General features: G+C 35.7%; 20 protein-coding genes and 5 tRNA genes. 1 reads left to right on the top strand and 24 read right to left on the bottom strand.

Translation table 11 applies throughout. The annotated features are described in order from the left end of the window. Positions 1-8: 8 nt before the first annotated feature. The 18 genes from rpsG to G5B98_RS03240 all read right to left on the bottom strand — a co-directional run bounded on the left by rpsG (position 9) and on the right by G5B98_RS03240 (position 15,382). On the bottom strand, positions 9-479 hold the full coding sequence (gene rpsG / locus G5B98_RS03325; protein ID WP_021090980.1) for a 30S ribosomal protein S7: 471 nt from the start codon (positions 477-479) through the stop codon (positions 9-11). A 78-nt stretch (positions 480-557) separates the two neighbouring features. Further along, on the bottom strand, positions 558-956 hold the full coding sequence (rpsL, locus tag G5B98_RS03320; RefSeq protein WP_021090705.1) for a 30S ribosomal protein S12: 399 nt from the start codon (positions 954-956) through the stop codon (positions 558-560). A gap of 131 nt (positions 957-1,087) precedes the next feature. Next, the gene (locus tag G5B98_RS03315) at positions 1,088-1,477 is read right to left on the bottom strand and encodes a DoxX family protein (protein ID WP_196087170.1); all 390 of its coding nucleotides are present in this window, start codon (positions 1,475-1,477) and stop codon (positions 1,088-1,090) included. 120 nt (positions 1,478-1,597) lie between these two features. Beyond that, positions 1,598-6,112: a DNA-directed RNA polymerase subunit beta' gene (gene rpoC, locus G5B98_RS03310; protein WP_021091033.1), complete on the bottom strand. Its 4,515-nt coding sequence runs from the start codon at positions 6,110-6,112 to the stop codon at positions 1,598-1,600. Then, positions 6,099-10,244, bottom strand: coding sequence for a DNA-directed RNA polymerase subunit beta (rpoB, locus tag G5B98_RS03305; RefSeq protein WP_196087169.1), 4,146 nt, complete (start codon positions 10,242-10,244; stop codon positions 6,099-6,101). The genes rpoC and rpoB overlap by 14 nt, the downstream gene beginning before the upstream one ends. 118 nt (positions 10,245-10,362) lie before the next feature. Then, positions 10,363-10,743, bottom strand: coding sequence for a 50S ribosomal protein L7/L12 (gene rplL / locus G5B98_RS03300; protein WP_021090592.1), 381 nt, complete (start codon positions 10,741-10,743; stop codon positions 10,363-10,365). Positions 10,744-10,772: 29 nt separating this feature from the next. Continuing rightward, complete coding sequence (gene rplJ / locus G5B98_RS03295; protein WP_021090459.1) at positions 10,773-11,258, bottom strand: 50S ribosomal protein L10; 486 nt, start codon at positions 11,256-11,258, stop codon at positions 10,773-10,775. 105 nt (positions 11,259-11,363) lie between these two features. After that, on the bottom strand, positions 11,364-12,065 hold the full coding sequence (gene rplA, locus G5B98_RS03290; protein ID WP_021091006.1) for a 50S ribosomal protein L1: 702 nt from the start codon (positions 12,063-12,065) through the stop codon (positions 11,364-11,366). Positions 12,066-12,124: 59 nt separating this feature from the next. Beyond that, a complete protein-coding gene (rplK, locus tag G5B98_RS03285) occupies positions 12,125-12,550 on the bottom strand; it encodes a 50S ribosomal protein L11 (protein WP_021091067.1) in 426 nt (141 codons plus the stop codon). 10 nt (positions 12,551-12,560) lie between these two features. Beyond that, complete coding sequence (nusG, locus tag G5B98_RS03280) at positions 12,561-13,091, bottom strand: transcription termination/antitermination protein NusG (protein ID WP_021090793.1); 531 nt, start codon at positions 13,089-13,091, stop codon at positions 12,561-12,563. A 16-nt stretch (positions 13,092-13,107) separates the two neighbouring features. Then, positions 13,108-13,287, bottom strand: a complete 180-nt coding sequence (gene secE / locus G5B98_RS03275; protein ID WP_035167317.1) for a preprotein translocase subunit SecE — start codon at positions 13,285-13,287, stop codon at positions 13,108-13,110. Between the two features lie 17 nt (positions 13,288-13,304). After that, positions 13,305-13,380: transfer RNA gene (locus G5B98_RS03270), tRNA-Trp, on the bottom strand. Positions 13,381-13,393: 13 nt separating this feature from the next. Next, complete coding sequence (gene rpmG, locus G5B98_RS03265; RefSeq protein ID WP_035167196.1) at positions 13,394-13,552, bottom strand: 50S ribosomal protein L33; 159 nt, start codon at positions 13,550-13,552, stop codon at positions 13,394-13,396. A gap of 56 nt (positions 13,553-13,608) precedes the next feature. Continuing rightward, positions 13,609-14,808, bottom strand: coding sequence for an elongation factor Tu (gene tuf / locus G5B98_RS03260; RefSeq protein WP_021090663.1), 1,200 nt, complete (start codon positions 14,806-14,808; stop codon positions 13,609-13,611). Positions 14,809-14,883: 75 nt separating this feature from the next. Further along, a tRNA-Thr gene (locus G5B98_RS03255) sits at positions 14,884-14,958 on the bottom strand. Positions 14,959-15,084: 126 nt separating this feature from the next. Then, a tRNA-Gly gene (locus G5B98_RS03250) sits at positions 15,085-15,161 on the bottom strand. A gap of 7 nt (positions 15,162-15,168) precedes the next feature. Then, positions 15,169-15,253 (bottom strand) — tRNA-Tyr (locus G5B98_RS03245). A gap of 53 nt (positions 15,254-15,306) precedes the next feature. Next, a tRNA-Thr gene (locus G5B98_RS03240) sits at positions 15,307-15,382 on the bottom strand. Positions 15,383-15,620: 238 nt separating this feature from the next. Here G5B98_RS03240 and G5B98_RS03235 point away from each other — a divergent pair. Then, a complete protein-coding gene (locus G5B98_RS03235) occupies positions 15,621-15,869 on the top strand; it encodes a hypothetical protein (RefSeq protein WP_021090800.1) in 249 nt (82 codons plus the stop codon). Positions 15,870-16,077: 208 nt separating this feature from the next. Here the strand turns inward: G5B98_RS03235 and G5B98_RS03230 are convergent, their stop codons facing one another. From G5B98_RS03230 to G5B98_RS03205, 6 genes are read right to left on the bottom strand one after another with little or no spacing between them, the layout of a single operon-like run. Then, complete coding sequence (locus G5B98_RS03230; protein WP_103560062.1) at positions 16,078-16,716, bottom strand: response regulator transcription factor; 639 nt, start codon at positions 16,714-16,716, stop codon at positions 16,078-16,080. A 14-nt stretch (positions 16,717-16,730) separates the two neighbouring features. Next, positions 16,731-17,225, bottom strand: coding sequence for a DUF5416 family protein (locus G5B98_RS03225; RefSeq protein ID WP_196087168.1), 495 nt, complete (start codon positions 17,223-17,225; stop codon positions 16,731-16,733). Beyond that, the gene (locus G5B98_RS03220) at positions 17,225-18,691 is read right to left on the bottom strand and encodes an HlyD family type I secretion periplasmic adaptor subunit (RefSeq protein WP_196087167.1); all 1,467 of its coding nucleotides are present in this window, start codon (positions 18,689-18,691) and stop codon (positions 17,225-17,227) included. The genes G5B98_RS03225 and G5B98_RS03220 overlap by 1 nt, the downstream gene beginning before the upstream one ends. A 2-nt stretch (positions 18,692-18,693) precedes the next feature. Then, complete coding sequence (locus tag G5B98_RS03215) at positions 18,694-20,832, bottom strand: type I secretion system permease/ATPase (RefSeq protein ID WP_087579855.1); 2,139 nt, start codon at positions 20,830-20,832, stop codon at positions 18,694-18,696. 3 nt (positions 20,833-20,835) lie between these two features. Then, on the bottom strand, positions 20,836-22,785 hold the full coding sequence (locus G5B98_RS03210) for a bifunctional diguanylate cyclase/phosphodiesterase (protein WP_196087166.1): 1,950 nt from the start codon (positions 22,783-22,785) through the stop codon (positions 20,836-20,838). Then, positions 22,782-23,438 carry a transglutaminase-like cysteine peptidase gene (locus tag G5B98_RS03205; RefSeq protein WP_054196396.1) on the bottom strand — a complete coding sequence of 219 codons (657 nt, stop codon included), beginning with the start codon at positions 23,436-23,438 and terminating at the stop codon, positions 22,782-22,784. The genes G5B98_RS03210 and G5B98_RS03205 overlap by 4 nt, the downstream gene beginning before the upstream one ends. Positions 23,439-23,441 lie beyond the last annotated feature (3 nt).

Genomic DNA, 23,441 nt, shown 5'->3' with positions numbered 1-23,441 from the left:
ATTCTTTCTTACCAGCGGTAGTGAGCAAATGCTTTATTAGCCTCTGCCATCTTGTAAGTATCTTCCTTCTTCTTGAAAGATGCACCTTTTGAGTTTGCCGCATCTAAGAGCTCATTCGCTAGTTTATCTATCATAGTTCTTTCGCTTCTTTTTCTAGCGTAAGTTATAAGCCAGCGGATAGCAAGAGCTTGTTGGCGAGCTGGGCGAACCTCAACTGGTACTTGATAAGTAGCACCACCAACACGGCGTGATTTAACTTCTAAAATAGGTTTTACATTTTCAATAGCATCGTTAAAAACGTCGATGCCTTTAACCTCAGCATTTTTCTTTTCTATGGCTTTAATAGCACCATACATTATCTCAGTAGCGACGCTTTTTTTGCCATCATACATAAGAGAATTAATAAATTTAGTGATTATTTTATTTCCGTAAATCGGATCAGGTAAGACTTCCCTTACAGGGGCTTTTCTTCTTCTCATTTTGATCTTTCCTTCAAATTTTTATGAAATTTTACTCAAACGTTTGCAAATTTTAGCAACGTCTGCGAACCTAAATTTTTACTTTTTTGTTGCAGCTGCAGCGCCAGCTTTAGGGCGTTTAGCACCATATTTAGAACGAGAAACTGTTCTTTTTGCAACACCAGCAGTATCAAGTGCACCACGAACGATGTGATATTTAACACCTGGTAAGTCTTTAACCCTACCGCCGCGAACTAAAACGATACTGTGTTCTTGTAGGTTATGACCTTCACCGCCGATATAGCTGATGACTTCAAAACCACTTGTTAGCCTAACTTTGGCAACTTTCCTCAAAGCTGAGTTTGGTTTTTTAGGAGTTGTAGTATAAACCCTAGTGCAAACTCCTCTTCTTTGAGGGCACTCTTTTAACGCTGGAGATTTTGACTTAACGGTCACTTTCTTGCGTTCTTTTCTGACCAATTGATTTATGGTTGGCACAATAATTCCTTTCAACTAAATTTATTAAAAAGACTTAATTTTATTTAAAATAAACTTAAATAACGGTTAATAAGTTAGACTTACTCACCTAATTCTTGATTTTATAAAAATTCTGCTGTCTTTATTTTGCATTAGTCTTGTTTGACAGCATATTTGCCACTACCTGTCAAAAGAATACAAAGTGAAATAGCAATATAAAGGTAAATAAGTTCTGATTTAAAACCATTAACTTCATTTAATGCAAATAAATTTGTAAATCCATAGTACGAGTATAAAATAGTAATACTAGTGCCTAAAACTAGGATAGCACCTACTCTTGAATAAAAACCAATAATTAACATAATGGGCGCTAAGACCTCTCCAAGGTAAGAAAAATATGCCAAAAATCCAGGCAAACCAGCATTTACTAATATACCTTTTACCCCACTAAGTCCATGTAAAATTTTACCAAAACCATGCATAAAAAGGCAGATACCAAGTCCTAAACGTATAAATAAAAGTCCAAGATCAATGTTTTTCATAAATTCTCCATGATGTGATTTAAAGATAAGGATTTTATTAGGTGATAGTTAATAGCTTGTAAATTTTTAATTGACTTAATTTTATAAAGAGGTTAAGCCCCAAAATAGGGGCTTGAAGTATTAGTTTTCTTTGATTTTTACTTTTTTATCCTTATAAAAACCAGTTCCAACCGGAATCATACGTCCTAGGATAACGTTCTCTTTTAGATCTTCAAGATAGTCAAATTTAGCAGCGATAGATGCTTCTGTTAAGACTTTAGTTGTCTCTTGGAACGATGCAGCAGAGATCACACTATCACTTCCGATAGCCGCTCTTGTAACACCAAGAAGGATCGGCTCAGCAATAGCTGGCTCACCACCCATGTTCATGATACGCTCGTTCTCTTCTTTAAATTTATTTCTTGAGACCATATCGCCAACTATGAAATTTGTATTTCCGCTATCGACGATTTTGACTTGGCGAAGCATTTGAGAGACGATGATCTCGATATGTTTATCTGCAATCGCAACACCTTGGCGACGATAAACTTGTTGAATCTCGCTAATCAAATAATAATGAAGCGCTTTTTCACCAAGAATTCTTAAAATATCGTGGCTTGAGATTAGCCCATCAGTTAGTTTCTCGCCAGCATGGACAAATTCCCCGTCTCTTACTTGTATCTGACGACTTTTCTCGATCAAATACTCAGCAGTTGTGCCATCTTCAGCTTGGATGATTATGCGCTCTTTTGAGCGAAGTGGCTTATCAAATCTAACCACACCATCAATCTCTGCAACGATAGCTGTATTTTTAGGGCGTCTTGCTTCAAATAGCTCACTAACTCTTGGAAGACCGCCGGTAATATCTTTTGACTTAGCAACAGCTTTTGGGGTCTTGGCCAAAATATCAGCCTGAGCTACTTCATCACCACTTGAGACAAAGATCGCAGTTTTTGGATCAAGCGGATACTTGATTAAATTTCCTTTTTTAGTAGCGATAATAATCGCAGGTTTTACACCGCTTGGCAAATACTCGTTGATAACAAGACGTCTTTGTCCAGTCGCCTCATCTGCTTGCTCAGTAGCGCTGTATCCTGGCTCAATATCCTCAAAACTAACCACACCGGCTTCTTCAGCAATAGTTGGAGTTGAGTATGGATCCCACTCAGCAATAATCAACTTATCATCTTTTTCAGGTAACGAAACTACTGTCGCTCTCTCAACTGCATCATTATCAGAAACTTGGATGATAGAATTTCTTGGGATATAATGGCGAACCGCCTCACGTCCATCTTTATCAGAAACAACTACAAAGAAACCTTTTTCAGTTACTTTGTGACCTTTTTTGATATCTTTAACCCTATCAAGATAATCACCTTTTAATATGAAAAATTTAACTACACCATTTGCGTCAGCTAAAATTTTACGAGTTACCGGATCTCCGTCTGAAATTTTAAGTTCACTAGCGTATGGGATACGATTTGGGATATTCCAACCCTCTTTTATAATCTCAACGATACTTTCATTCTCTTTTACTTTATCGCCACTTACATAAGGTATATACATCTTTCCTTCGATCTTTCCGCTAACACCAGCTAATTCATTTGGCTTAGCAAGATCATTTCTTCTAATTGTATATTTAACCTCTTCTTTTTTACCTTTTATCACGATATTTACATCTTCGTGGGCATATTCGATCTCTATTTTGCCGTCAATCGTTGATTTAATCTTTGGCTCAACAAGTAGTACAGCCGCGCTTCTTCTATTTGCAACGATCTTCTTATCGCCGTTATCATAAGTATTAAGGTTGTAATATCTGATAAAACCTTCTTTTTGGGCGATTACTTGACGATCTTGTTGCTCAGTAGAAGCCGTACCACCGATGTGGAATGTTCTTAGCGTTAGCTGTGTACCTGGCTCACCGATAGACTGAGCTGAGATAATGCCAACTGCTTCACCTGGTTTTACAAGTTTGCCCTCGCCCAAGTTTAAGCCGTAGCATTTTGCACAAACACCTTTTGGTGCCTTGCACGTAATAGGCGTTCTAATGCTCACTGATTTTATGCCAGCTTCTGTTATAGCTCTAGCTTTTTCTTCATCAAGTAATGTGCCTTCGCTAAATAAAATTTCATTAGTTATAGGATCGATCACATCATCTGCTAAAACACGGCCTAATACTCTTTCTTCAAGGCTCTCTATTAGCTCGCCACTCTCTGTGATGTCTGTGATCTCAACGCCCTCGTGCGTACCGCAGTCGTGCATTGTGACTTTAACGTTTTGAGCAACGTCGATTAGCTTCCTTGTTAGGTAACCAGCGTTGGCGGTTTTTAGCGCTGTATCTGCAAGACCTTTTCTAGCTCCGTGGGTTGAGTTAAAGTACTCCATTATATTTAGACCTTCACGGAAGTTTGAAATGATCGGCGTTTCAATGATCGAACCGTCAGGTTTTGCCATAAGACCACGCATACCAGCTAGCTGACGAATTTGTGCTGCACTACCTCTCGCACCTGAGTCCGCCATCATATAAATTGAGTTAAATCCACCTTTATCGTTTTGGATAAGCTTCATCATCTCGCTTGCAACGCTGTTGTTTGTGTCTGTCCAGATATCAATGATCTTGTTATATCTCTCACTATCTGTTAAAAGACCAGCGCCGTATTGTTTTTGAATTTCGCGAACTTTTTTCTTAGCTTCGTCAATATATTTTTGCTTGCTATCTGGCACGATGATATCAGCAATAGAAATAGAAATTCCTGCTTTTGTCGCATATCTAAAGCCTAAATTTTTAAGCTTATCAAGAAAGTCAGCCGTTACTTCAAGACCGCCATTTCTATAAACATAATCAACCAAATTTGCAATGTCTTTTTTCTTCATGATCTTATTCCACATATTTTCAGGAACAAAATCAGGAAGTATAGCTCTTAAAATCAAGCGACCAGCCGTCGTAAAGATGATCTTATTATCAACCATAGTCTTGATTTTAGCATGAAGACCAAGAGTATTAGCCTCTTCAGCGATCATTACTTCATCAACGCTTGAGAAAATTTTATTTGCGCCTTTTTCGTCATTTCTCTCTAGGCTTAAATAGTAAATTCCTAAAACCATATCTTGTGAAGGAACTGTGATAGCCTTACCGCTTGCAGGAAGCAAGATGTTCATTGAGCTAAGCATTAAAATTTTGCACTCAGCGATAGCCTCTTGTGATAGTGGCACATGAACAGCCATTTGGTCACCGTCAAAGTCTGCGTTGAACGCCGCACAAACTAGTGGGTGAAGTTGGATAGCCTTGCCCTCAACAAGCACTGGGTGAAATGCCTGGATAGAAAGCTTGTGAAGTGTTGGAGCACGGTTTAGCATAACTGGATAGTCTTTAACGACCTCTTCTAGGCACTCCCAAACCTCATTTGTCTTATCTTCTATCATCTTTTTAGCTTGCTTAACGGTTGTCGCATAGCCCTTTTCTTCAAGGCGAGCAAGTAAATGTGGCTTAAATAGTTCTAGAGCCATTTTCTTTGGAAGACCGCACTGATCCATCTTTAGCTTTGGACCAACGACGATAACAGAACGTCCAGAGAAGTCAACACGCTTACCTAGCAAATTCTGACGGAAGCGACCTTGCTTACCTTTGATGATCTCACTTAGTGATTTTAGTGGGCGCTTATTTGCACCTTTTACTGCATTTGCTCTGCGGCCATTATCAAATAGCGCATCAACAGCTTCTTGAAGCATTCTCTTTTCATTTCTAATAATGATCTCAGGTGCATCAAGCTCAAGCAGACGTTTTAGACGGCTATTTCTGTTTATTACACGGCGATATAGGTCATTTACGTCTGAAACAGCAAATTTACCACCATCAAGGCTGACTAGCGGTCTAAGATCAGGTGGAAGAACTGGTAAATTTGTTATCATCATCCACTCTGGGCGGTTACCTGAATTTAAAAAACTCTCGATAACTTTTAGGCGTTTTACGATAGTCTTTTTCTTGGCCTCAGAATTTGTAGACTCCATCTCTTCTTTTAGCTGATTTAAAATTTCCATCAAATCAAGCTCAGCTAGCATGTCATAGATGACCTCGCCACCCATTCTAGCTGTAAAACCAGTCTCTTCGTATCTTGAAGCTAGGCTTTGATATTGCTCTTCATTTAAAACGTCGTATTTCTCAACTTTTTTAGAATTTTCATTGTCGTAATAAGCTTCGCCAGCATTATCAACAATGTATGCCTCATAGTAAAGTACACGCTCAAGGTCTTTCATCTTAATACCAAGAAGTGCACCAATACGGCTTGGTAAGAAATTTACATACCAGATGTGAGCCACTGGAGTTACAAGCTCGATATGACCCATGCGAGAGCGGCGAACTTTAGATGTTGTTACTTCAACACCGCACTTTTCGCACTTGATGCCTTTATAACGCATCTTTTTATATTTGCCACAAAGGCACTCGTAATCACGGATCGGTCCAAAAATTTTCGCACAAAACAAGCCGTCACGCTCAGGTTTTAGTGTGCGGTAGTTGATAGTTTCTGGTTTTTTAACTTCGCCATAACTCCAAGATTTTATCTTCTCAGGACTTGCTAAACGAAGTTGAAAAGCTTCAAAATCACGAGGTCTATGCTCTTCTTTTATCTCAACTGGTTTTAAATTAGTTAGTTTCATTTGTCTCATCCTCATCATATACTTCTACATCAAGAGCTAGTGATTTTAGCTCGTTTGTTAGAACAAAGAACGTCTCAGGGATACCAGTCTCAGGAACGTTTTCACCTCTTGTTAAAGCTTTGTAAGCAGAAAGTCTTCCCTCAACATCATCTGATTTTACAGTTAGCATCTCTCTTAGTGTATGAGCGGCACCATAAGCCTCAAGTGCCCAAACCTCCATCTCACCAAACCTTTGACCACCAAATAGCGCCTTACCGCCGACAGGTTGCTGTGTAACAAGGCTATATGGTCCAGTGCTTCTTGCGTGAACTTTTTCATCAACCAAGTGGTGAAGTTTTAGCATATACATACAACCAACATTAACACGTTCTCTTATCTTTGAGCCTGTGCGTCCATCGTATAGCTCAGTTTTACCATCGCTATCTATCTTTGCCATCTCAAATAGTTTTGCAAATTCGTCAGCCTTAACGCCTTCAAAAATCGGAGTTGCAAATCTTACGCCATTACTCCAATCTTTTGCATATTCAAGAAGCTTCTCATCGCTCATCTTACCAAGAGCTTTTTTAGCGTCCATTAGCTTAGCAACACCTGCTATCTCTATCATCTTAGCTCTTAGCTCTTTTATCCACTCGCCTTTTTTAGTTTCAAAAATTTCATTGATTTGTTCGCCCAAGCGGTAACCAACAAGACCAAGATGGCTCTCTAAAATTTGACCAATATTCATACGGCTTGGAACACCAAGTGGGTTTAACACGATGTCTACGATTTGACCACTTGGAAGATACGGCATATCAACTTCTCTTACTATATTTGAAACAATGCCTTTGTTACCGTGACGTCCAGCCATCTTATCGCCGACTTTTAGTTTGCGTTTTGTAGCTATGTAAACTTTTACAAGTTTAACAACACCGCTTGGTAAAATGTCATCTTTTTCTAAAATTTCTATCTTAGCATCGTGCTCTTCTTTGAGCTTTTTCTTTTCATTTTGGAAGTAATTCTTTAGCTCGTCATATTTCTTTTGGATATCTTTTGAAAAGCTTTTAACGATAGCATTTAGGGTAAATCTATTTATATTTTCAAGATCAGCCTTATTGATCTTTGAGCCTTTCTTATACTCTTTTTTATTTACCTCTTGATCACTTGCTAGTGGATTTTTAGAAAGAAGTGCTGTAACTTTTAGCATCTCTTCGCGGTCTAGCATAAGTAGTCTATCATGATGTTCTTTTTCTAAAAGAGTCTTCTCTTCTTCGTAAGCTTTGTTCGTTCTGCTATCTTTTTCATATCCTTTTTTGGTGAAAATTTTAACATCAACAACCACGCCTTCCATCGAAGCTGAAGCGTAGAGCGATTTATTTACAACGTGACCAGCCTTTTCACCAAAAATCGCACGTAGCAATCTTTCTTCTGGAGTTGGCTTAACTTCGCCTTTTGGAGATACTTTACCAACAAGGATCATGCCAGGCTTGATCTCTGTACCAATTTTGACAATACCACTCTCATCAAGGTGCATAAGCTCCTCTTCTTTGACGTTTGGTATATCTTTTGTTATCTCCTCAACGCCGTCTTTTAACTCACGAGCTTCGATCTCTTTTTCATAGATATGAACACTCGTAAAGGCGTCTTCACGTATCATTTTTTCACTAATGACGATCGCGTCTTCGTAGTTGTAGCCATTCCAAGGCATAAATGCTATTAGTGCGTTTTTACCAATGGCTAGCTCGCCTTTTTCCATACTTGGACCGTCAGCAATTATTTGACCGGCAACAATCTCATCACCTTTTTTAACTATCGGATGTTGAGAAAAAGTCGTATTTTGGTTTGTTCTTAAATTTTTCTCTAAAGAGTAATGATCGATATATGGACCAGCTTCGTCTTCGCCTAAAATGAATATATTTTTATTATCGACCTTTTCAACCACACCACTACGTTTTGCTTTTACACTTTCCCATGCATCTCTTGCGATAACGCTCTCCATACCTGTTCCAACAATAGGAGCAGTTGAGCGAAGTAGTGGCACTGCCTGGCGTTGCATGTTTGAGCCCATGAGAGCACGGTTAGCATCATCATGCTCTAGGAATGGAATAAGTGAAGCCGCAACACCAGCTATCATACCAGAACAAAGGTCTATCAAAGCAACATCTTCTCTACGCGCAAGCATCATCTCGCCATCTTTTCTAACCTCAATCAAGTCCTCAACGATGTGTCCATTTTCATCAAGTTTAGTTGATGCTGGAGCTATAACATTGCCCTCTTCTTGAGTTGCAGTTAAATAAACTATCTCATCAGTCACTTTGCCATCTACAACTTTTTTGTAAGGTGCTTCAACAAAGCCAAGATCATTCACTTTTGCATAGGTTGAAAGCGTATTGATAAGGCCAATATTTTGACCTTCTGGAGTCTCAACTGGACAAATTCTACCGTAATGAGTTGGGTGAACGTCACGCACCTCAAATCCAGCACGCTCTTTTACTAAACCACCCTCGCCAAGCGCAGATAGACGGCGTTTGTGAGTAACTTCGCTAAGTGGGTTTGTCTGATCCATAAACTGGCTTAGCTGTCCACCTGTGAAAAATTCCATAATTGTTGCAGTAATCATTTTTGGATTAATGAGGTCGTATGGCATAATCTCTTCGGTATTATTACTTAAGCTTGTAAATTTATCGCGGATAGCCTTTTGCATCTTTACAAAACCGAGGTGAAGTTCGCTAGCAAGTAGCTCACCGATTGACCTTATACGGCGGTTGCCAAGGTGATCTCGGTCATCAATGTGACCTTGTCCGTTTTTAACTTTTATAAGATATTTCGCAGTTTTTATGATATCTTCGCTTGTTAGTAAAGTAACGTATTCTGGCACATCAAGAGAGAGCTTATGATTCATTTTCATACGACCAACTTTTGTTAAATCGTATCTCTCAGGGTTAAATAGCATATCATTTACAAAACTCTTTGCAGCCTCTTTAACAACTGGCTCTCCTGGTCTCATGACCTTATAAATTCTAATAGCCGCAAGATCATTTTCATCATCCACACCCTCAGTTTGTTTTAAAACCTTAAGCATATCGTTGTCAGCTATAAAAGAATTTATAATCGCATCATCAACACCAGCAGCAGAGTTATTTATAATCTCAATACTTTCATGTTCAGCTAAGATTTTCGTAAGTTTATTCTCGTCAAGAGCAGATAGTGTATCATATAAAATTTCTCCACTCTCTGTATTTATTACAGGATTTGCCAAATATCTACCAATAAGTGCTTCAACTGGGTATTCAACAAATTTTACGCCATCTTCAATCAACTTATCAGCTTTTTTCTTGGTTAGACGTTTGCCTGCTTGATGAAGAATTTCTCCATCTTCGTTTTTTATATCATATTCAACTCTTCCCAAATAATCTTCAGGATTAAAAAGAGTTAAGAATTTGTTATTTTTAATAATTAAATTTTGTATTGGATAAAACAACTTAATAATGTCTTGTTTTTTATATCCAAGCGCCCTAAATAATATAGTTACTGGCACTTTTCTACGTTTATTTATCCTAACATATAAAATATCTTTTGTGTCATATTCGAAATGTAGCCAAGAGCCACGATCAGGTATTATTTGAGCTGTATAAATTAATTTATTTGCAACAGTCGCGCTCTCTTCTTGTTTAAAAATAACACCTGGACTTCTATGGAGTTGATTTACAACAACACGCTCAACACCATTTATAATAAATGAAATTCTATCAGTCATTAGTGGAATTTCACGTATAAAAATTTCTTGTTCTTTTATATCTTTAACACCAACTTTATCACCTGTCTTATCATCTTTCTCATGAACAATAAGACGTATTTTCATCTTTAAATTTACAGAGTATGTAAGACCTCTTTCTATACACTCTCTGATTGTATATTTTGGTTTTCCAATTTCTGAGCCAACATATTCTAAAGTCAAACGATTTTGCGGATCATGTATTGGAAAGATTGATTTAAAAACTTTTTCTATACCGCTTTCTGCTTGATTGTTATTTAGATTTAAAAAATTATCAAAGCTCTTTTTTTGTAGTTGTAGTAGGTTCGGAACGTCTATCTCCTTAACGACATTAGAGAAGTCAACCCTAAGACGATTTCCTGAGTATAAGCTATTTAACATTGCATCTACCTCGTGGTAATTTTGAAAGAAAAGTATAGCCTTTTAACAAGGCATCTAAAATTTAAAAAAGAGAGAGACTGTGCCCTCTCTTGAAATATTAAGCTCAAATAATAAAAAATTATTTAAGTTCAACCTTAGCACCAGCTTCTTCAAGCTCTTTTTTAGCTGCCTCAGCCTCATCTTTGCTAACGCCTTCTTTAAGAACAGATGGTGTTCCCTCAACTGCATCTTTAGCTTCTTTAAGACCAAGACCAGTAAGCGCTCTAACAACTTTAATAACGTTGATTTTCTTATCACCAGAATCAACCAAAACAATGTTAAATTCTGTTTTTTCCTCTGCTGCAGCTGCTGCACCACCTGCCGCAACAGCGCCACCAGCTACCATTACAGGAGCAGCGCTAACACCAAATTTCTCTTCGAACTCTTTTACAAGTTCACTAAGCTCAAGTACAGAAAGATTAGATATAAACTCTAATACATCTTCTTTAGTAATTGCCATTTTTAATCCTTATTATTTTTTAATTTTAATTAAGCTGATTGTTCTTTTTTCTCTTTAAGCGCATTCAAACCAATTGTGAAATTTTGAATCGGCGCATTCCAAACTTGTAAAAGCATCGCAATAAGCTCATCACGGCTAGGCATTTTAGATAGAGCTTTAACTTTATCAACGCTAGCAACTTCGCCATCAATATAAGCTGTTTTTATTTTGAAAAGATCAGCATTAGACTCTTCAAATTTTGCGGCTACTTTAGTTACTGCTAATTGATCTTCGCTCCAAAGATAGATATTTGTATCTTTGAGTTCCATTCCGACTTTATCAGAATTTTTAAGAGCAATATTTGCAAGAGTATTTTTAATAACCTGAACTTTTACATTTTGTTCTTTAGCGGAATTTCTTAAAACTTCAAGTTTCTTTACCGAAAGGCCACGATAGTCACAAACTACAATAGCTTCAGCAGTTTTAAATTCACTCTCTAATTTTGCAACAACTTCAGTTTTTTCGTTACGTGTCACTTTTTCTCCTTTCCGACCGGTAATTTCAAGCAGAGCGGGTCGAATCAATTAAGCCCAATGGCCTCGGCTATCTCCAATCTAAGATATAAATTTTAATTTTTAGTTTTATTTTAAGTCCATAACTTCTTGAGTATCAAGAGCTATAGATGGGCTCATTGTCAAAGACAACGAAGCATTTTTAACATATCTACCCTTTGCAGTTGCAGGCTTATGCTTATTGATCGCTTTAATAAATGTTGAAATATTTTCATTTAATTGTTCTTTAGTAAAATTAACTTTACCAAGGCCTGCATGTATATTTCCTTGCTTATCAACACGGAAATTTACTTGACCACTTTTTGCATTATTAACTGCTTGTGCAACATCCATTGTAACTGTACCAGTTTTTGGATTTGGCATTAATCCTTTTGGTCCTAAAATTCTACCGACCTTACCTACAAGGCCCATTAAATTTGGAGTAGCTATAAGAACATCAAAATTCATTATACCTTTTTGAATATCTTCGACCAAATCATCTGCACCAACAATATCAGCACCAGCTGCTTTAGCCTCATCAGCTTTAGCATCTTTTGCAATAACAGCAACTCTTACAGTTTTACCTGTACCAGCTGGCAAAACTACTGAACCACGAACCATTTGATCAGCATGTCTTGGATCAACATTTAATTTTAATGCAATCTCAACTGTTTCATTAAATTTAGCAGAAGCTAGAGTTTTGACCGTATCAATAGCCTCACTAAGATTATAAATTTTATCTTGCTCTACTTTTTTGAGCAATTCTTGAAATCTCTTGCTAGTTTTTCCCATAAATTTCTCCGCATATATATTGCTTCCGTCTTTTGCTAATCAACCTGACGGTAAAGGCTTTAGTCTACTACTTCGACACCCATTGAGCGAGCTGAACCAGCAATAATCTTGGCTGCTTGCTCTTTATCATTTGTATTCAAATCAACAAGTTTTTTCTCAACTATTTCTAGAACTTGAGCTTTTGTTAATTTGCCTACTTTATTTTTTAAAGGATTATCAGTTCCTTTTGTTATACCTGCAGCCTTTTTAATAAGATCTGTAGCAGGAGGCTGTTTTGTGATAAATGTAAAACTTTTATCAGCATAAACAGTTATAACAACTGGAATATTAAACCCAACCATATCTTTTGTTCTTTCATTAAAGGCTTTACAAAATTCCATAATATTAACACCTTTTTGTCCAAGAGCTGGACCAACTGGTGGACTAGGATTTGCTTTTGTTGCAGCAATTTGTAATTTTATTTCACCTATAACTTTTTTAGCCATTTCTTGCTCCTTAAATTATCTTCTCAACTTGTGAATACAAAATATCAACAGGGGTACTTCTACCAAAAATAGAAACATTAAGTCTAAGTTTGCCATGTATCATGTCATATTCTTCAACAATACCTGTAAAGTTAGCAAAAGGACCTTCTGTTATACGAACACTCTCACCATCCTCAAAGAATATCTTAGGTTTTGGTGCAGCCCTTTTTTGAACTTTTTCCAAAATAGTATTTATATCTTTTTCAGATAATGGCGTAGGTTTTTTGGCCTCACCAATAAAACGTCCAACCTTTGGTAAAGATTGAATCCTGTGCCAAAGAGCCGTATCAAGATCTAAGCACGCAAAAGCATAACCTGGGTAAAGAGTTCTTTCGTTGATTTTTTGCTTACCATTTTTTATTTCTATTACGTCTTCTGTAGGAACTATAATTTCTTTTAGTTGATCTTCTATTCCATGATCTTTTACTAAATTTTCAATTCCTCTTTTTACTGCCATTTCGCTTCCAGCGTAAGTCTGTATAGCATACCATTTATGTGACATTACTTCTTCCCTTATATCATATAACTTTAGATAAAACAAAGGACATAATAACATCAACAAGAGCTAAAAAAAGTGATACAACAGCAACTACGATAAAAACTGCAAAAAAAGCATTCCTAATTTGTTCTTTTGTAGGATAGATAACCTTCATTATTTCCAATTTAGAAAGCCTAATATAATTTATAATTTTTTCCATAATCTTAACCTTAGTCGTGGCAGGGCAAGAGGGATTCGAACCCCCAACCATTGGATTTGGAATCCAGCGCTCTACCGTTGGAGCTATTGCCCTAATAGCTTCTTAATTAACTTTTTAATTTAACTTCTTTATGAATAGTATGTTTTTTTAATCTTGGGCAATACTTTTTAAGTTCAACTTTATCCGTAGTAGTTTTACTATTTTTAGTTGTTGTATAATTTATATCACCACTTTCGGAGCATTTTAAACCAATTTTAATTCTCATATAAGTCCTTATTAAGATATCAAAGGGATATCCTCCCTTTGATAAAATTTTATAAATTAACCAAGTATTTTTGAAACAACACCTGAACCAACAGTCCTACCACCTTCACGGATAGCGAAACGAGTCCCTTCCTCAAGTGCTACTGGAGCAATCAATTCAACAGAAATTCTTACATTATCACCTGGCATAACCATCTCAGTTCCCTCTGGAAGTGTAATTGAACCAGTAACATCAGTTGTTCTTACATAGAATTGTGGTCTATAGTTATTAAAGAAAGGAGTATGGCGACCACCTTCTTCTTTTGTCAAGATATAGACTTCGCCTTCAAATTTTGTATGAGGGGTAATTGATTTAGGCTTGCAAAGAACCATACCACGCTCAACATCCTCTTTCTTAGTACCACGGAGAAGAACGCCAACATTATCACCAGCTTCGCCTTGATCCATCTCTTTTCTAAACATTTCAACACCAGTAACTGTTGTTGTTTGAGTTGGCTTAATACCAACAATCTCAATTGTGTCACCAACTTTTATAACACCTTTTTCGATTCTACCAGTTACAACTGTACCACGACCTGAAATCGAAAAAACATCTTCTATTGGCATAAGAAGGTCTTTATCTGTTGCACGAACTGGAGTTGGAATATAGCTATCAACTGCATCCATTAATTCCATAATTTTTGCCGACCATTCACCATCTTGACCAGCTTTTGCCTCTTCAAGAGCTTTAAGTGCTGAACCAGAAACAATAGGTGTATCATCGCCTGGAAAATTATACTCATTAAGTAATTCGCGGATTTCCATTTCAACCAATTCAAGTAACTCAGCATCATCAACCATATCGGCCTTGTTCATGAAAACAACAATGTATGGAACACCAACTTGGCGTGATAGCAAAATGTGCTCTCTAGTTTGTGGCATTGGACCATCAGCCGCAGAAACAACCAGAATAGCTCCATCCATTTGTGCAGCACCTGTAATCATATTTTTTACATAGTCGGCGTGACCAGGGCAGTCAACGTGAGCATAGTGGCGTTTCTCTGTCTCGTACTCAATATGTGAAGTAGCAATTGTAATACCACGCTCTTTTTCTTCTGGAGCATTATCAATATTATCATAATCTTTTAGCTCAGCAAGTCCCTTGCGTGAAAGAACTGCAGATATTGCAGCTGTTAATGTAGTTTTACCATGATCTACGTGACCAATAGTACCTATGTTTACGTGCGGCTTGTTACGTGAAAATTTTTCTTTAGCCATCTTTTCCTCCGTATGTGATATATGTCTTTTTTTCTTACCAAATTTGTATAATCATAATAAAATCATATTAACCAGTGGAGCTCATAGCGGGACTTGAACCCGCGACCTCTTCCTTACCAAGGAAGTGCTCTACCTCTGAGCCATATGAGCGAAAAACGCTTGGCAGAGATGATTCCAATTAAATAATACAAACAACTAAAAATTTTGAAAATAAAGTAAGGAATAACTGTGTTTAGTAAAATCTAGATACAGCTCCCAGTTTATTTTCCCAAATTTTGGAGCGGGAAACGGGGCTCGAACCCGCGACCCTCAGCTTGGAAGGCTGACGCTCTAGCCAACTGAGCTACTCCCGCATAACAATGGTGGTGAGACGTGGATTCGAACCACGGAAGACATAGTCAGCAGATTTACAGTCTGCCCTCGTTGGCCGCTTGAGTATCTCACCTTAAACATTAATAAACTATTTTGGTATTTTCTGGTCAAACACTGTTACAAAAATGGAGCTGGTGAACGGACTTGAACCGCCGACCCACTGCTTACAAGGCAGTAGCTCTACCAACTGAGCTACACCAGCACCTGTTTTGTGAAGTGGCAATTATATATCAAAACAAGGTAAAAGTCAAGGGAAATTTAAAAAATTATTCGTAAAAATTAAAATCATAAAATATAGCCATTTAAGAATACAAATTTTTATTAGATTTAAATCCATAATACATCATTAAGCATTTATGAAAAATGTATAATTTTTATAGTTTTATTTTTTTTAAAAGCTAAAATTTCTATAATTACAAAAAAATATATAAGGACTTAATATGCAATTTTTACCTTGGGCAATAATTTTATTACTAATTTACGTAATTTATTTTCTAATGATACGTTATGAGAAAAGAATATCAACTCTTAGCAAATTAATTGAACAAAATAGTGATGGCATTAAAGAAAATAGGGATTTGATTGGACAAAATAGATCACTTATTGAAAAAAATAAACACGATATCGAAAAAAATACAAAAGACATCATAACAAATGTTGAAAAAGTAGATATCGATTTGGAAGACTAAAGTTTCTGGTTTCTTATCTCGGCTATTGATAAATTTGCTAGAATTTTTTTATTTAAGATTTTAGCAAATCTTTTTTTATTTCAAATTTTATATTTATTGTATTCTTCAGCTAGTAAAAGTTATGTATGTATTTCTTATGGGCGCATGTATAAAAATTTATAGTTTTTGAAGAAGGGTCTTAAATTTATCACAAAAATAAATCAAGACTTTATGCGTCAAGCTGCTTCATCAAAAGCACAAGCCCTATTCTATCCTTTACATTTAGCTTACTATAAATCGAGCTTGTATGTGCTTTAACTGTTCTTAGTGTAATACCTGTTTTTTCTGAAATTTCATTATTTGTTAGACCCTGATAGATTAAATCTGCAATTTCTCTTTCCCTTGAACTAAGCTCAGAGAGGTCGGTCTTTTTGTCTACCTTTTCACTTTCGCTATTAATATATGAGCCGGTTAGCTCACTAATCATTGCCTGAACAAATTCTTGGTAAAGCCATATATTTCCATTGAAAATAGTTTCAAAAGCATCTTCAAAGTGAGTCTTTCTCATGTGAGAATTTGCATAGCCCTTGATTCCAAGCGTAAGCAGATGCTTGCCTTCGTTTATCGTTGGCCTATTTGAGAGTATGAGTATTTTTATATTTGGGGAATTTTCAATTATATTTTTTATAACATCATCAATATTATCTTTAAAAATATCAATATCAATGCCTATAATATCAACATCATCATTTATATGAGAAAAAAACTCTTTCCTATTATGTATAAATTTTACATCGCTATTGCCAGTAAAATAGCTTCTCCAAATATTGTTTAATGCACTATTTTGTGTAAATAAAATAACTTGCATTACCTTTCCTTGGATTATTTATATAATTCTTTCATAATTTTTTTATTATTTATAAAAAATTCTACATAACGACTTTCGCCGTTTTTGTGTATCTTGTAATCTATTGATGAGAAAAATTTAGTAACCACAGAAGATTTTTCTTCTAAAAAAATAGTCATTTCAAAAAAATCTTGTGATATAGCATATTTATAAGGTGTATTTAAATTTAAAATTCCAGGATCAAAGTCAAATTTATCCAAACTCTGGTCATAGCCTTTTATTAAAATTTTAATGCTTCTTACTATATCATCTTGAATTTTTATATTTTCAAATAGTTTTTTATGTCTACTGGCAACATCTACTAATTGTAAAAATTCTATTTCACAATCACTAAATTTAAATCTTTCAATTTCATCATTAACTATATCGCAGCAATGATCATCTTTTATGAGATAGAAATTTTGTAAAGTTTGAAATTTTTCAATCTCATATTCACCGAATTTCTTATCATAAAAAGCGATCTTACCCATTACCTCTCCGTTAAAGCATTTTGTTTTGCCTTTAAAATAGGCTTTAATAAATAATCAAGTATTGTCTTTTTACCGGTAATGATATCAGCTGAGACTATCATACCAACTTTTATTCTAAGCGGTTTTTCTTCGCTACCAAGATAATTTTTCTCAGTTTCTATCCTGACCAAATAATAGCTCTCGCCAGTTTTTTCATTAGTCTCCGTATCGGCACTAATCTGCGTTACTTTGCCTTTTAAACCACCGTAAATACTAAAATCATAGGCCGTAAATTTAACCATCGTATCAAGCCCAGGCCTCAAAAATGCAACATCAGCTGGCTTTACTTTTACTTCAGCAACCAATTTATCCTCAAGAGGAACGATCTCGGCAATATTTTCACCAGGCTTGATAACTCCTGATACGGTATGAACCATCATTTTGCTGACAATACCATTTACTGGAGATCTTACATATGTTCTTTCTACTCTATCGCTTAGACTGATTTGTGATTCATTTATCCTTGCGATCTCTGCTGAAACTTCATTTAGCTCTTTTTTTGCATTATTTTTAAATGCAAGTTTTGCTTCTTCGATCTTATTTTTTGCCTCTTTTATAGTCGATTCGACCCTTGGCACGGCAAGCACAGATGCGTCAAGCTCGCCTTTTAGGTCATTTACGCGTCTTTGAAGCTGGATATACTCGACCTCGCTAACAAGACCTTTTTTAAAGATAGGCTCCATGATAGCTTTTTCTTTTAAAACAAGGTTGTAGCTATTTTGAGTTTGAGAAATTTTATTTCTAAGCTCATTTAGCTCACTTTGGCGTTGATGGATCTGCTCTGTTAGAATTCCTATTTGCTCATTTAAGTGATCGATGTTTGAGTTGTGCAAGCTTATCTCGTATCTTACGGCCTTGCTATTGTTGGCATCTCTTGTTTCGTTATAGTCAAATTCTTTATCATTGGCTTCAGCGTCAAGCCTCATAAATTTAGCCTGAAGCTCATCAAGCCTTAGCTTTGACTCGCCGTAGCTACTTGTAAAGTTTTTATTATCAAGCCTGATTAGAATTTGATCTTTTTTAACCTCATCGCCCTCTTTTACAAAAATTTGATCCACGATACCACCCTCAAGGTTTTGTATCGCTTGGTTTTTACCTGAAGGGATGATCTTGCCACTACCTCTCGTTATCTCATCTATCTGCGCCCACGAAGCCCAGATAAGAAGCCAAAATACAGTTATACTAACTGTATAAAGTATCTTTTTTGAAGTCGATGGAGCCTTTGCCAAAACCGCTTCTGAAAGGCTTGACATAAATTTCAAATCATAAGCATCATAATTTTTTGTTTGAAGATTAGACTTTATGTCATCTACACTATTTAAAATTTTATTACTAGCTTCCTCTTGTTCTTTTATGTTATTTTCAGAAATTAATCTTTTTTCAGTTTTTGGATTTTCATTTTGTTTATTCTTGATATCTTCTTGCATGATCACTTCCCACTAAGTCTTGCTAAAACTTCATCTCTTGGTCCGTCCAATAAAATTTTGCCATTGTCCATAACTATAAGTCTATCAACAAGATCTAGCATCGACGTCCTATGTGTAACAAGCAGCATCGTTTTATTTGCTGTATTTGTCTTTAAATTTATTTTTAACTTATTTTCAACTGTATTATCAAGAGAATTTGTTGGCTCATCAAGTAAAATAATAGGACTATCCAATAAAAATGCCCTAGCCACAGCTATGCTTTGACGCTGCCCACCACTTATGCCATCACCTCTTTCAAAGACTGGCATGTCAAATCCAAGTGGATGAGCATTTACATATTCATCAACTCCGCTTACTTTAGCTGCTTTTATAATCTGAATATCATCAACATATGGCGCTTTTTGAACAATATTTTCTCTAACCGTTCCTTTAAAAAGCACAACATCTTGCGGAACGTAGCCGATGTTTCGCCTAAGATCGGCTGGATCGATTTGATTAATATCAATACCATCGATTAGCACTGAGCCTTCAGTTGGTGAGTAAAGTCCTAAAATGAGCTTTTGTAAAGTAGTTTTTCCAGAGCCATTTTTGCCTATAATGCCAACTTTTTCACCTGGCTGAATGACAAAATTTATCCTATCAAGCGAACCTTTTGTGGTATCTGGATATGTAAAGCTTACATTTTTAAACTCAATCTTTCCATCAAAAGAATTTCTTCTAACAAATTTTTTACCCTCTGGCCTTTCAACAGGCATTTGCATAATCTTACTAAGACTTTGATAGGCTGTTTTTGTCTGCTCAAAATTTGCAGCTAGTGAAGCTACCTGCCCCATAGGAGCGATAGCACGAGAGCTAAGCATAACCGCAGCGATAAGACCACCCATTGTAAGATGCGTATCTTGTATCATATAGACGCCAAGAACGATGATGGCAATAGTATTTAATTGCACTAAAAAAGATGTAACAGTCGTTATCGAAGTTGTAATAATTTTTGATTTAATGCTTCTATTTGCTATCTCACCAGTTGCCTCTTCCCAGTTCCATTGTATATGGCCACTAGCACCAAGAGTTTTGATAGTCTCAAGACTACTAAGGCTCTCTATTAAAATTCCATTTTTTATAGCCGAAGCCTCAAATGTACTTTTAATAGCATTTTGAAGTGGATCTTTTATAAAAAATGTATAGCATAAAATAGCTATCATGATAATAATTGGCACTAGTACGATATAGCTTCCTATAAAATAAGTAACTATCAAAAAAATGATCGCAAATGGAAGATCGACAATGGCTGCCAATGAGGCTGATGAGAAGAAATTTCTAACCGTATCAAACTCTTTTAGATTACTAGCAAACGAACCAACAGATTTTGGTTTATTGCTAAACTTCATATCCATAACGCGCTCAAATAAAATAGAACTCATTATGATATCGCTCTTTTTACCAGCGATCTCAAGAAAATATGATCTTACAAATTTTAAAAAAAGATCTATGCCATAAACTACACTTACACCAAGCGCCAAGACCCAAAGTGTCTCAACCGCATTATTTGGCACGACACGGTCATATACGTTCATCGTAAAAAGCGGACTAGCAAGAACAAATAAATTTATAATAAAACTTGCAAGAACAACATCAAAATAAATCTTTTTTGAACGTTTTAGAGTTCCCCAAAACCAGTGGTCATTTCCAGCATCAATTAGCTTTGTTGAGCTAGTATCCTCTGGAACAAACTCGCGCTTTAGATAGTATGCATAGCCTAAATATTCTTCTTTTAATTTACTTATTTCTATCGTGCTAGTACCAGTTGAAAGTTCTGGAGTTATGATATTTGCTGTCTTTTTATCTTTACTAAAAGATTGCAAGATGCAAGCTTTTTTACCTCTAAGCATTAAAATGCAAGGTAAAACTAAAGGAGAGATTTGCTCAAGATCTTTTCTTACGAGGGTAGAAGCAAAGCCAGCCCGAGAAGCAGCACGAGAAAATAAAGACCTTGAGCTTTTAAGTGAAAAAAGCTCAATCTCATCGCCATCTTTTACTGGCAAGCCAATAGTTAAAGCATCGGCACTGTATGGATTATTATGAAGCTTGGTAAAAATAACCAAACATTGAAGTAGTTCATCTTTTATCTTATCACTATGCATCTATCATCCAATGTTCTTGATTTCATCTATATAAATTCCTTGCATATTTTTAATGCCAAGATCGATTAACTTTTTCTTCTGCTCTTCGCCTTCAACACCGATTGCGATCAAAATAATGTCTTTTGAGCTTAAAACAACATCAAGTGATTGTTTTGTATTTACTCCTGACTTATCACTTAAGAAGTCAATCAAGACATTTGACTGAATTTTTACATAATCAGGGTTAAATTCTTTTAGTTTCTCGATACCTTTTGCGTTAAGCTCGAAGTGGTCAAAACCAAATCCAAAGCCAAGTTCTTTTAATTTTTTAGTAAGCTTAACTATACTTTCTATGCTAATATCGTCTTTATTTGGAATTTCTATATAGTTTTTATATTTCGAAATCTGACTTATCTTTTTAAGTGTAGCTTCAAGTTTTGAAAAATTTTCATCTGAGTTTAATATCTCTTTTCCCAAATTTATGGCTAAATTGCCACTTGGTAAGATATTCTCCGGTAAAATTCTAGCTACTCTATTTAAGATATGAAGATCAAGCATCGCACCTAAATTTAGCTCATTTACCATCGGCATGAAATATGAGGCCATACGCCATACGCCATCTTTATCAACAAGCCTCAAATAAAGCTCATACTGCTCAAAATTTGAATTAAGATCAATCACCTTTTGAGCTGCGAATTTAAATTCATCTTCTTTTATTGAGTCAAAAATAAGCTCTTTATACTTCTCTTTACCAATCACTAAAGTATTTTGATTTTCATTAAATACCTTATATGTAAAGCTTCCAGCAAGTCTTGAGCTAGCCAATGTAACGTCAGCCGAAGTAAGAAGTGTCTTGATATCAGTATTTGGTGAATACTCAACTATCGCAGCATTTACTGGATACTCGCTATCATTTAGTGCAAAATTTGCATAAAGCTTTTTAAACTCGTTCATAATTTCATCGCATAGAGCTAAGAAATTTGATGAATTTCTACCATACGAAAGCACAATAAAATCATTATCGTTAAGTCTTGCAACAATCGCATTTTTATCATTATGAATTGATTTTTCTTGTAAAATTTGAGCTATTTTCATTACAACGCTTTGCCATTTTTCAAAACCAAGCGTACTTTTTAAATTTATTAGATCTTTAAAACTAACAAGCAAAGCAACACCACTTGAATATTCTTCACTTGCTAGATACTCACTAAATTTAGTTTGAAAAAATCTTCTGTTATTAGCACCACTCATTGTATCTTTATATAAAAGTTCTTGATACTTACTAAGTGTGGCTGCCTCTCTCTCAAAAATGTCTTTTACTTTACTAACCATAGAGTTCATAGCTAGAACCATTTTTTTAAGATCGGCTGTAAATGGAATTCTTTTTTGAATGATAAATTTATTATCAAGTATGGCCTCAGCCTGATCTTGAACCTTCATAAGCGGCCTAAAAATAACTTTTAGAGCGAAATATGCCACCACAAGAGTGACAATTATCATTAGAAGAAGAAAATTAAAAATATTTTTTGAGTTGGTATAAAGCTCATTGTAGGCAAGTGCAGTACTGCCTTGAACATAAAGAGTGCCAAATTTTGCCCAGCCAGTCATAATCTCGCTATCTGCTATTGGTGCTTCAAACTTGGCTATTTTGTAAAACCACTCAGGGATATCTTTAACAACAGTTTGTTGAGAATTTTCAATAAGAACCTTGCCATCAACATCTTCAAGCTTGATAAGCTTGTATCTGCCGCTGTCAAACATAGAATTTATCATTGTTTGAGCCAAGGACATGTCATCTGGATCGATAATAGGCTTTAAAGCAAGTCCAAGCGAATTTGCTGTATGCCTTGCGTTTTCACCAAGCTGGTCATTAATATATCCATTTAGGCTCTTAAAATTTAAGTAGCCAACAGCCATAAAAATCATGATACCAAAAGTTATCACGGCGATCATAATTTGTTTAAATAGCGTCATAAATCCTCTTTTCCTATCCTATCTATTAGTTCCATCCACTTAGGATTTTGTTTTTTATTTCCACCTGGTATTGCTTGACCAAGACCTTCTTGTTTTGCCAAGTATAGCGAATCACCATTAAAACTATAAACTGGAACAAGGTCTGTTCTTTGAGTTGCGATTTTTATTTTACCATTTATGTTGTCTAAAATTAATGGAATAGATTTTGGTGTATCGTAGTATGCTAAAACCATATGAGCTTGATTGTATCTTAGGGCTTTAACATATGTGAAGTATAATTTTTGAGTTGGAATTCCTAGTTGCTTTAGTGTAAAATATTTTGCAATAACGTAGTCTTCGCAGTCACCAGCACCTTTTCCTATAAATTCCATTCTAGTAGCCCAATAATCCTTTTTGTGCCAAAGCTGCATATCATCAACCCATCTAAAAGAGTTAAAAAAGTCATTTACTTTTATTAATTTCTCTTGTTCAGTTGCATCTTGCAATGAAGTCATTAAAGAATTTAGAGCAGAAGCTCTTCTTCTTGCATCTTCTCCATAAATTTTAGCTACCTTTGCTATAGTTGTTGATTTTATAAAATCTCCAATAGCACTTGCTAATAATAAAAAAAGGACGCTTACTATAAGCGTCCAAAAATTTGTCTTGACCCTCATGGT

The organism is Campylobacter concisus (genome assembly GCF_015679985.1).
Taxonomy (GTDB): Bacteria; Campylobacterota; Campylobacteria; order Campylobacterales; family Campylobacteraceae; genus Campylobacter_A; species Campylobacter_A concisus_AC.
The sequence above is the reverse complement of the archived record's forward strand: the minus strand, read 5'-3'. Positions and strand labels throughout refer to the sequence as shown.